Here is a 10,300-nt window from a genome sequence, read left to right as displayed (position 1 = left end):
TGCTGCGAAAAGCCGCCGAGCGCAGCGTCGAAGCAACATGGAAACGAATTGGCGCACTCCTAAGCGACTTTTCACCTAAAGAATGCGCCAACTACCTCGTCAATTCCGGATACGCGTCAACCTAGCGTCATCACGCTCTAGCGTGCCAACATCTCGGGATTCCGGGTTCGCGACCGCCTGGCGGCGTTCGCGCCCCGGAATGACGATGGTGATCTACGCCACCTTCCGGAACGTCAGATTGATGCGCTGCGGCCCCATCAGCGGATGCTCACCGTCGGCGAGCGGCGCGACGCCGTGAAAGGCGAGGCGCGACGGCCCGCCCCAGACCGCGATGTCGCCATGGTCGAGGCGGAATTTTCGCGGCGTTTCGCCGCGCTGCAATCCTCCGAACAGAAACGTCGCCGGCAGGCCGAGCGACACCGAGACGATCGGCGCGCCGAGATCGAGCTCGTCCTTGTCCTGATGCAGCGACATTTTGGCGCCGGGCACATAGCGGTTGATCAGGCACGCCCGCGGCGCGAAATGGTCGAAGCCGCCCTGCTCCGCCGCGCGCCTGGCGAGATCGCGAAACGATGGCGGCATCGCCGGCCACGGCTGGCCGGACACTGGATCGATATGGTCATAGCGATAGCCGCTGCGATCGGTGACCCAGCCGCTGGCACCGCAATTGGTCATTGCCACCGACATGGTGTGGCCGCCCGGCGTCACCATGTGGCGGAACGGCGCCTGCTTCACGATCGCGCGCAGATCGGCGATCAATTCGGGTTCGGTGGCCGCGAAAAAACCGCGCAGCAGCAGCGCGCCGTCGGCGATGCGCTCCAGCGCAGGCAGAAAACCGGTCATCCCGGCGAACAGATCCGTCATGGCCGCCTTCAATTCGCATCGTGAAAGATCAAGCCCAGCGTGTGGCGCTGGCCGGAGCGGATCCGGCTGACGCCATGGCGGAGATTAACACGATAGACGCCGCGGGTGCCCTGCACCGGGCGGTGATGCACAGCAAAGACCACCGCGTCGCCGCGGCGCAGCGAAACCACTTCGGGGCGCGACTGCATGCGCGGTCGCTGCTCGGTCAGCACGAATTCGCCACCGGTGAAATCGCTGCCCGGCTCCGACAGCAGGATCGCCACCTGCAGTGGGAACACGTGCTCGCCATATAGATCCTGATGCAGGCAATTATAGTCGCCCTCGCCATATTGCAGCAGTAACGGCGTCGGCCGGGTCTGCCCGGCATCGTGGCAGCGCTGCAGGAACGCGCCATGTTCGGCGGGGTAGCGGATCGCGAGGCCCATCGCCTCGTTCCAGCGATTGGCCACCTCGCGCAGCGGTGGATAGATCGCCGGGCGCAAGGCGGCGATGATGTCGGGCAGCGGATAGGAAAAATACTTGTACTCGCCGCGGCCAAAGCCGTGGCGCCCCATGATGACGCGGCTGCGGAAGCGGCGGTCGTCGGAGTACAGCGACGCGAGGGCGGCGCATTCCCCGGGACTGAGAAGGCTTTCGAGCACCGCGCAGCCGCGTGCGTCGAGATCAGCGCTGATCCGCGGCCAGTCGATCGCGGCGATGCGCGGCATCACGGAAAGCGCCGGCACGATATCGGTGCGCGTGGCTTTGCTTGCGAGAGATACCATGTCGTCGCTCCGTCACCGCGGCCGCGATCATCATGCCATGGCCTGTTCGGCCATGATGGCGAAAACGCGGGGGGTGAGCCACCCGATTTCCGAAGCAGCGCCTGTTTCCCGGATGCGGTGCGGCATTCTGATGCCGCTCCGCAGATCCGGGATCCCGGTTGCTTGAGTGAACCGGGACCCCGGATCAGCAGCGCACCACGGCGCAAGCGCGCCGCGCTGCGCAGCATCCGGGGAACGCAGTCACCCCACCACCGGCAGCGTCACGATGTCGTAGCCCGAGGCGATCCTGCGCTTCAGGATGGGGTCCTCGATCTCGTAGTCGAATCGCGTCGCCGGGCGGATGCCGCCCTTGGCGGCAAAGGTGCCGCCAAACATCGCGGTGCCTTCGGGCAGCGTGGCCGCGTTGAAGCCGAGCCTGATCAGCTCGGCCACCGGCAGCATGCCGCTCAGCGTGCCTTCCTGGTACAGCACGCGGCTGCCGTCGATGGTCGCCCAGGAGCGCAGGATGATCTGGTCCCAATGGCCCTCGACCTCGGCCAGGTCCCACACCGTGGCTGCGACGGGCTTGTCGCACATCTGCTTCGACACCGTGATGTTGTAGGTCTCGACCTTGCGGTCGGTGTGGTCGGAGCCGACGCCGACATAGGTCTTGCCGTCCGTCGCGAACAGGCAGAATTCGACCTCGCCGGAGGATTCCTCGCCGGTGCACTCGATCGCGCCGTCGGTGGTGAAGCGGCGCGCGCCGCAGCGATAATAGATCGGCGTCGAGACCGGAGGCGCGATGCCGATCGCGGCGAGTTCGGCGATGTGATGATCACGCGCGACGGGATCACGGCCGGTCCAGCCGGCGATCACGCCCTGGGTGATAGTGACGGTCAGCGGCGTGGTGGCGCCGCGGGCGTCCAGCGTCAACGCGATGGTGGTGGTCATGAGAATGGTCCTCTAGTTAGAAATCTGGCACCGCCCCCTCTCCCCATTGGGGAGAGGGCTGGGGTGAGGGGGCACAGGCCTATCGGTAATCCACAGTCCCCTCACCCGGATTGCTTCGCAATCCGACCTCTCCCCATCGGGGAGAGGTGAAGCAAGGGCTACCGCGATTGCATCACCCCCGAACGGCATTTTCCATGCCGGCGGCGAGTTCGAAGATGCGGCGGTCGGAGCCGGCGGCGCCGGCCAGCATCAGGCCGACCGGGGCCTCGCCGTCGCGGTGGATCGGCAGCGAGATGGCGCAGCCGTCGATCATGTTGATCAGCGTGCAATTACGCAGGCTCATGATGTTGGCCTTCGCAAACACCTTGTCGTCCTCCATGTCAGCGATGAGGGGCGGCGTGATCGCGGCGGTGGGCATCACCAGCGCGTCATAGGGCGCGATGCGGGCTTCGGTGCGGGCGATCAACGAGCGCCGCGCCGGCAGCAGGTCGATATAGTCGGCGGCGCTGATGGCCTCGCCGCGCAGGATGCGGACCGAGACACGGGGGTCGTAGATGTCGCCCTTGCTGGAGATCAGATAGCGGTGCCAGGCATAGCTTTCGGCCGCGGTAAAACCGCCCTTGACGCTCATCGGCCCGATGTCGAGAAATTCAGGCACCGCGATGCGCTCGATCAGCGCCCCCTGCTCGGCCAGCTTCTTCAGCGCACGCTCGAAGGCGTCGGCGACGATCGGCTCGAGATCGTCCATCGCCAGCGTGGTCGGCACCGCCAGCCGCATGCCCTTGATCGGGCGCGGCACCAGCGGCACCCAGGTCTCGTTGGCCAGCACGGAATCCATCACCGCGCAGCATTCCACCGTGCGGGCCAATGGCCCGATGCTGTCGAGCGTGAACGACAGCGGCACCGCGCCGTCGAGCGGCACACGGCGCTGCGTCGGCTTGAAGCCGACAATGCCGTTGAACGCCGCCGGAATCCGGCAGGAGCCACCGGTGTCGGTGCCGAGCGCGCCATGTGCCATGCCATCGACGACGGACACCGCAGCGCCCGAGGACGAGCCGCCCGGCACATGGCCGATCTCACGCTGCCACGAACTCTTCGGCGTGCCGTAATGCGGGTTGGTGCCGATGCCGGAATAGGCGAATTCCACCATGTTGGTGCGTCCGATCACCACGAAGCCGGCGCCGCGCAGCCGCGCCACCGCCGTTGCATCGGCCTCCGCGGGCGCGGAATCCTCCAGCGCGCGCGAACCGGCGCGGCTGACCTGGCCCTTGATGTCGAACAGGTCCTTGATCGAGATCGGGATGCCGGCAAAGCGCGACGGCGCGGCGTTCACGGAGCGAAGCTGATCCATCGCGTCGGCGGCGGCCAGCGCCGCCGCCTTATCAACCCGGAGAAAGGTGCGCACGCCCTCGCCGTGCGGATCGGCAATCCTGGCCAGACATTCCTCGACAAGCGTGCGGGAGGTGGTGCGGCCGGCGGCGAGATCGTCGGCAAGGCTGGCGAGGGTCGGCTGAATCATGTCGCAATGTCCTGTTTCAGGCCGGACCGAGCTGGTCGGTCACGGCGCCGACCGGGTATCGCCGAAACCGCCGTCGATTTCCAGATCAAGCAGCGCGGAGCTCAGTGATTTGCCATGCGCATCAAGCGCCAGCGACCGAGTCACGCCGCCGCCCAGCGCCTGGTCCATTACGAAGTTCAGGGCGGCGATGGCCGGCAGTTCATAACGGACCACGGAGCCCTCGACAATGCCGGCAAACAGCGCCTTGACCCGCTCTGGCGTCACCTGCGCCAGCAGCAGCGGATAGTGTTTTTCGTCGAAGGCGATCACCGAGATGTTGGAGATGTTGCCCTTGTCGCCGGTGCGGGAATGGGCGATGTCGCGCAGTCTCATGATGCCGCCTCCACGAACTGGACCGAGGGTGTGGCGAGCGCGCGCGGTAGCAGCACCGAGGCCACTGCCACCACGTCGCGCGCCGATTTGGTGACGCCGCCGCCGGCCGCGGGGCCGTTGGTGTAGAGCGTCTCGACCTCGTTGCCGATCCGCACCGCCTCGCGCAGGCTCTCGGTGCGGCCGGTGACGCGGACGCGGACCTCGTAGGGGTCGCCCGCGCGGACTGACAGCGTCTCGCCATGCAGCGAATCGATGCCGATCAGTTCGAAACGCGTTTCGCTGGTCGCAACTTTGGTCAGCCGCATCCGCTCGCGGACGATCTCGAGTGCGAGGCGCCCGCGCGCGACCGCGCCGGGGCCGGCATAGGAAATCTGCCCCTCGCCGATATAGCCGTCGATGTAGCCGACCGAGACTTTCAGCGTCTCCGGACGCGCGGTGCCGCGGCCGCCGCTGACCCTGACACGATCGGGCGTGAGCTGCTCGATCTTCACCTGTGAAAAATCCGCGATCACATCGGGCTGGATGTAGCGTTCGGGATCGTGCACCTCGTAGAGCAACTGCTCCTTGCAGGTGGCCGCCGTCACGGCGCCGCCGGAGCCGGCCACTTTTGTGATGACCAGCGATCCGTCTTCGCCGACTTCGCCGATCGGAAAGCCGAGCCGCGCCAGACCGGGGACGTCCTTGAACCCCGGATCGGCGAAATAGCCGCCGGTGACCTGCCCCGCGCATTCCAAGAGATGGCCGGCGACGGTGCCCTGACCGAGCAGATTCCAGTCGTCCATCGCCCAGCCGAAGGCATGGATCATCGGTGCCAGAAACAGCGCGGGATCGGAAGCGCGGCCGGTGATGACCACGTCGGCGCCGGCGCTCAAAGCCTCGGCCATCGGTGCGGCGCCGAGATAGGCATTGGCCGACAGCACCCGGTTGCCGAGCTGCTTCATGGTGCCGTCGATTTCCATGAATGGCAGGTCGCCATCCTTGCAGGCGTCCAGCACATCATCGCCGATCACCGCCGCGATCTTCAGCGACAGCCCGAGCGCCTTGGCGATCTCGGCGGTCTTGCGCGCCGCGGCCAACGGATTCGCGGCGCCCATATTGGTGACCAGCTTGATCCCCTTGACGGCGCAGATCGGCAGCACCTCGCGCATGCGATCCTCGAGCAGCGGATCGAATCCGCCATCGGAATCCTTCATCCGCGCCTGCTGCGCCAGCGCCACGGTGCGCTCGCCGAGGCATTCGAATACCAGATACTGGATGTCGCCACGTTCGGCGAGTTCGACCGCGGGCTCGATGCGATCGCCGGAATAGCCGGCGCCCGAGCCGATCCTTATGCTGCGCAAGTTGATCTTCGCATGTTTGTTTCCCCTGATTTTGCGACAACCTACTCCGTGAGGTCACAGCGGCACAAGCGCGGCGCCGCTGTGCTGCCCGGTGAGCAGATACGGCCATGCAGCCGCGGCGCTGGACCGTTGACCCGGGAACGTGGAATGTCCATCAAGACACAATCAGCGGGGCGGACGTCCTCGCGCAGGGAGAGAACACCAGATGGCCGAAGCCGCGCGTGCGCGCCCAAAACCTACCCCCGAGACCCGGCACTTCTGGGACGGCACACAATCGAACGAATTGCGGCTGCAGCGCTGCGACGAATGCGCCAATGTGTATTTTCCGCCGCGTCCGTTCTGCCCGGCCTGCGCCTCGCGAAAAGTCTCCGTGTTCAAGGCGTCCGGCAAGGCCACGCTGTACTCCTACGTCATCAACCACCGCCCCGCCGCGCCCGGCTTCACGCCGCCTTACGCGATTGCGGTGGTCGAACTCGAGGAAGGCCCGCGGCTGATGAGCAACATCCTCGATTGTCCGCAGACGCCCGAGGCGCTGGTGCTCGACATGAAGCTCGAAGTCGTATTCGAAAAACTCGACGACCAGATCACTTTGGCTCAATTCCGTCCGGCGAAGGCTTAATTCCATGCGCAGAAACGCAGTCGCCGTCGTCGGCGCCGCCGAGACCACCGAGCTTGGCGTCATCCCCAACATGTCGCAGTTGCAGCTCCACGCGGACGCCGCCCTCAACGCGATCGCCGATGCCGGCCTGAAGCTGTCGGACATCGACGGCATCGCCACCGCCGTGGAAACGCCGCAGCAGATCGCGCATGATCTCGGCATCACGCCCACCTGGGTCGATGGCACCTCGGTCGGCGGCTGCTCGTTCATGCTGCATGTCCGCCACGCCGCCGCGGCGATCGAGGCCGGCCTCTGCAAGACCGTGCTGATCACCCATGCCGAAAGCGGCAAGTCGATGATCGGCAAGGCGCCGCGCTCGATTCCCGCCGACAGCCTGCAGGGCCAGTTCGAGGCGCCGTTCGGCGTCTATGGCCCACCGAGCATGTTTCCCATCCCGGTGCTGCGCTACATGAAGACGCATGACATCACCCATGAGCAGATCGCCTCGGTCGCGGTGGTGCAGCGCGAATGGGCGGCGAAGAACCCGCGCGCCACGATGAAGGCGCCGATCACCGTCGAGGACGTGCTCAACTCGAAGATGATCGCCTATCCATTCCGCATCCTGCAATGCTGCCTCGTCACCGATGGCGGCGGCGCGCTGATCATGACCTCGGCCGAGCGGGCGAAGGATTTTCCGCACAAGCCCGTGTACATTCTCGGCACCGGCGAGAGCGTGGAGACGCCGATGGTCAGCCAGATGAAGAGCTTCGACTCTTCGCGCGCCTTCACCGTCGCGGGGCCGACCGCGTTCCGCGAGGCCGGCATCGCGCATAGCGACGTCGATCACCTGATGATCTACGACGCCTTCGCGCATCTGCCGTTGTATGGCCTCGGCGATCTCGGCTTCATGCCACACGAGGAAACCGGAAAATTCATCGCCGACGGCCACACCCGCGCCGGCGGCAGACTGCCGATGAATACCAATGGCGGCGGGCTCAGCTACATGCATTCCGGCATGTACGGCATGTATGCGCTGCAGGAGAGCGTGCGGCAGATGCGCGGCATTGCGCCCGCCCAGGTGCCGGGTGCGAAGATCTCGGTCTGCCACGGCGTCGGCGGCATGTTCGCCGCGTCGGGCACGGTGATCTTTACCAACGAAAACTAGCGCGCAACTCTCTCCCCCGTCATTGCGAGGAGCGAAGCGACGAAGCAATCCAGTGCGGAGCTTCCACATGGGAAGTCTGGATTGCTTCGTCGCAAGGCTCCTCGCAATGACGAACTGAACCTGCGTACCAAACCCACACCACAGGAAACCAGCATGGCCGACACCAAATCACTGCAGGATAAAGTCATCGTCGTCACCGGCGCCGGGCGCGGCATCGGCCGCGGCATCGCGCTGCTTTGCGCCGCCGAGGGCGCCAAAGTCGTGGTCAACGATCCCGGCGGCTCCACCGACGGCGCCGGCTCCAGCGCCGCGCCGGCCGAGGAAGTCGTCGAGGAGATCAAGAAGGCCGGCGGCACCGCGGTCGCCAATTTCGAATCCGTCGCCGAGGCGATCCCGGCCAGCAAAATCATCAAACAGGCGGTCGACACCTATGGCCGCATCGACGGCGTGGTGAACAATGCCGGCATCCTGCGCGATGCGATCTTCCACAAGATGTCGATCGACGCCTTCGAGATGGTCATCAAGGTGCATCTGATGGGGTCGTTCTATACCTCGCACGCCGCCGCCCGCTATTTCCGCGAGCAGAATTCCGGCTCGTTCGTGCACTTCACCTCGACCTCCGGCCTGATCGGCAATTTCGGCCAGGCCAACTATTCTGCCGCCAAGCTCGGCATCGTCGGCCTGTCGAAGTCGATCGCGCTCGACATGAACCGGTTCGGCGTCAATTCGAACTGCGTCGCGCCATTCGCCTGGAGCCGGATGATCGGCTCGATCCCGACCGAGACCGAGGCCGAGAAGGCCCGCGTCGAGCGGATGCAGAAGATGGGCCCGGAAAAGATCGCGCCGCTGGTGGCCTATTTGCTTGGCGACGCCGCCAAGGATGTCACCGGGCAGATCTTCGCCGCGCGCATGAACGAGATCTTCCTGATGGGCCAGTCGCGCCCGCTGCGCTCGATCCACCGCGACGGCGGCTGGACCCCGCGGACACTCGCCGAGCACGGCATGCCGGCGTTGAAGTCGTCCTTCTACAAACTCGACCGTTCGGCGGATATTTTCAGCTGGGATCCGGTTTAAACCGGAACGGCGGCATGGACAGAGCCCATATGCGCGCTTGCGCATCGCGGGCAAAACAGCGCCGGCCTTCAGACGGTGACGACCACGAATGGTCTGGCCATCCTGCTATGACACCTTGCACCGCAGCGATATACGCCGCGGTGCAAGGTGGTGTTTTGATATCACAGTAAAAGACTTTTCAAGACTGTAGTTAGTTACCTGTTGCCGTTTAGGTTGTGTCGTGGAAGCCTTGCACCCAATAAAAAGCAAGGGAGGACACGGCGATGGCTTCTTCAACGGGGCGGAAGAATTTTGCAGCGATGCTGCTGGGTGGCGCAGTGGCCATGTTCGCGGCAGGTGCTGCGAACGCACAGAACGGGTTCACCGGAATCCAGGCATTCGGCGACAGCTACGCCGATATCGGCAATATCTTTCGTCTCGCCGGCATTCCGAACCCACCGCAATATCCGACTGGGCGTTTCAGCGGCGGCACCAATTTCATCGACACCACCTCGCAATTGCTGGGCATCCCACAATACAACTACGCTTTGGGCGGCGCGACGACCGGCTCGACCAACGTCTCCCCCGGCGCCCCCGGTTTCGCCCAGGAATGGCAGGGTTTTCTCTCCGCCGGACGACGTATCGCGCCGACTGATATTCTTGAACTCTCGATCGGCGGTAATGATGCGCGGTTCTACTACCAGACCGGCGGTACCCTCGCCGGCGTGCCCGCCGCATCCACGCAGAGTGCCCTACAGGCCCAGGCTGGCATCAATGCGCTAATCGGCGCGGGCGCGCGGACCATCGTGTTCACGGCCGGCGACGTCAGCACCCTGCCCGAGGCCACCGGCGTGCCGACCGCGGCGATTGGCTCGGCATTCAGCCAGTCCTACAATAGCCAGATGCAGGTCGCGCTGGCGGCCATCGCGCGGTCCGGCGTCCGCGTCGAATATGTCGATATCGCCCAGGTCGGCAACCAGGTCAGGGCCAACCCCGCCGCCTTCGGCATCACTAATGTCGGCGCCTGCCCGCTTGCCTGCATCGGCAATCCAGCACTGCAGAACAACTATCTGTTCTATTTCGACGGCGTTCATCTGACCTCGCACGGCTTTGCCATTCTCGGCCAGTACATCGTCAATCGGCTGAACGCGCCTTTGACATTCGCACCGCAGGGCGACCTCGCACTGACCTCCGCCACCGGTTTCGCCTCCACCCTGTTCGGCCGGCTCGACAGTTTTCGCGAGACGTCCGTGTACGCCGCGATGAACGCCTACGCGCAGCTGAATCAGCCGCGATATGCCAAGGCGCCGTACACCAAGGCCCCGGTTGTCGCGTCGACGCCGTGGTCGTTCTATATGGTGGGTAATGGCGGCGTCAGCGACCGTTCGAGCACGGTGTCGTCCACCGGCTACAAGCTCGACAGCATCGGCGGCACCGCAGGCGCCGAGTATCGTATCAGCGCCAACGCGTTCATCGGCGGCGCTTTTGACTATTCCAATCCGAAAGCCCGGTTGCTCAACAATGCCGGCACCACCGACGTCAACTCGTACCAGTTCGGCGTTTATGGCGCCTGGGTCAATGCCAACTTCTTCGCTCAGGCGCTGGCGACGCTCGGCTGGCAGGACTATCGCAACACCCGGCCGGGCGTGATCGACAACATTGCCTCGAAAGCCGAGGGCATGAGCTTTGTCGCCG

10 protein-coding genes are annotated in these 10,300 nt (G+C 65.0%); 4 read left to right on the top strand and 6 right to left on the bottom strand.

Translation table 11 applies throughout. The annotated features are described in order from the left end of the window. Positions 1–213 precede the first annotated feature (213 nt). From alkB to Q0S16_RS22855, 6 genes are all read right to left on the bottom strand, one after another. A complete protein-coding gene (alkB, locus tag Q0S16_RS22880; protein ID WP_295853580.1) occupies positions 214–864 on the bottom strand; it encodes a DNA oxidative demethylase AlkB in 651 nt (216 codons plus the stop codon). An 8-nt stretch (positions 865–872) separates the two neighbouring features. Continuing rightward, positions 873–1,571 (bottom strand): 2OG-Fe(II) oxygenase, encoded by a 699-nt coding sequence (locus Q0S16_RS22875; protein ID WP_295853583.1) that lies wholly within the window; start codon positions 1,569–1,571, stop codon positions 873–875. A 297-nt stretch (positions 1,572–1,868) separates the two neighbouring features. After that, positions 1,869–2,558: a DUF2848 domain-containing protein gene (locus Q0S16_RS22870; RefSeq protein WP_295853578.1), complete on the bottom strand. Its 690-nt coding sequence runs from the start codon at positions 2,556–2,558 to the stop codon at positions 1,869–1,871. 172 nt (positions 2,559–2,730) lie between these two features. Beyond that, positions 2,731–4,077, bottom strand: a complete 1,347-nt coding sequence (locus Q0S16_RS22865; protein WP_295853574.1) for an amidase — start codon at positions 4,075–4,077, stop codon at positions 2,731–2,733. Between the two features lie 39 nt (positions 4,078–4,116). After that, positions 4,117–4,449 carry a hypothetical protein gene (locus tag Q0S16_RS22860; protein WP_295853572.1) on the bottom strand — a complete coding sequence of 111 codons (333 nt, stop codon included), beginning with the start codon at positions 4,447–4,449 and terminating at the stop codon, positions 4,117–4,119. Continuing rightward, positions 4,446–5,789 carry an acyclic terpene utilization AtuA family protein gene (locus tag Q0S16_RS22855; RefSeq protein ID WP_295853568.1) on the bottom strand — a complete coding sequence of 448 codons (1,344 nt, stop codon included), beginning with the start codon at positions 5,787–5,789 and terminating at the stop codon, positions 4,446–4,448. Before Q0S16_RS22855 ends, Q0S16_RS22860 begins: the two co-directional genes overlap by 4 nt. A gap of 205 nt (positions 5,790–5,994) precedes the next feature. Between Q0S16_RS22855 and Q0S16_RS22850 the strand changes: the two genes are divergently transcribed. The 4 genes from Q0S16_RS22850 to Q0S16_RS22835 form a co-directional block, all read left to right on the top strand. Beyond that, complete coding sequence (locus tag Q0S16_RS22850) at positions 5,995–6,408, top strand: Zn-ribbon domain-containing OB-fold protein (protein WP_295853564.1); 414 nt, start codon at positions 5,995–5,997, stop codon at positions 6,406–6,408. A gap of 4 nt (positions 6,409–6,412) precedes the next feature. Then, a complete protein-coding gene (locus Q0S16_RS22845; protein WP_295853560.1) occupies positions 6,413–7,552 on the top strand; it encodes a thiolase in 1,140 nt (379 codons plus the stop codon). Positions 7,553–7,705: 153 nt separating this feature from the next. Beyond that, positions 7,706–8,626, top strand: coding sequence for an SDR family NAD(P)-dependent oxidoreductase (locus Q0S16_RS22840; RefSeq protein ID WP_295853557.1), 921 nt, complete (start codon positions 7,706–7,708; stop codon positions 8,624–8,626). A gap of 263 nt (positions 8,627–8,889) precedes the next feature. Continuing rightward, the coding region (locus Q0S16_RS22835; RefSeq protein ID WP_295853555.1) for an autotransporter domain-containing protein at positions 8,890–10,300 on the top strand (1,411 nt) is incomplete at its 3' end.

This window comes from Tardiphaga sp., assembly GCF_025356345.1.
In the GTDB taxonomy this organism is placed as follows: Bacteria; Pseudomonadota; Alphaproteobacteria; order Rhizobiales; family Xanthobacteraceae; genus Tardiphaga.
Note: the sequence above shows the minus strand (reverse complement) of the source record. Positions and strands in the feature narration are given on the sequence as shown.

Excerpts from the sequence above, each read along its gene's own strand:
- alkB (WP_295853580.1), bottom strand. The coding sequence starts at position 864 with ATGACGGATCTGTTCGCCGGGATGACCGGTTTTCTGCCTGCGCTGGAG.
- Q0S16_RS22860 (WP_295853572.1), bottom strand. The coding sequence starts at position 4,449 with ATGAGACTGCGCGACATCGCCCATTCCCGCACCGGCGACAAGGGCAAC.
- Q0S16_RS22850 (WP_295853564.1), top strand. The coding sequence starts at position 5,995 with ATGGCCGAAGCCGCGCGTGCGCGCCCAAAACCTACCCCCGAGACCCGG.
- Q0S16_RS22875 (WP_295853583.1), bottom strand. The coding sequence starts at position 1,571 with ATGCCGCGCATCGCCGCGATCGACTGGCCGCGGATCAGCGCTGATCTC.
- Q0S16_RS22865 (WP_295853574.1), bottom strand. The coding sequence starts at position 4,077 with ATGATTCAGCCGACCCTCGCCAGCCTTGCCGACGATCTCGCCGCCGGC.
- Q0S16_RS22870 (WP_295853578.1), bottom strand. The coding sequence starts at position 2,558 with ATGACCACCACCATCGCGTTGACGCTGGACGCCCGCGGCGCCACCACG.
- Q0S16_RS22840 (WP_295853557.1), top strand. The coding sequence starts at position 7,706 with ATGGCCGACACCAAATCACTGCAGGATAAAGTCATCGTCGTCACCGGC.
- Q0S16_RS22845 (WP_295853560.1), top strand. The coding sequence starts at position 6,413 with ATGCGCAGAAACGCAGTCGCCGTCGTCGGCGCCGCCGAGACCACCGAG.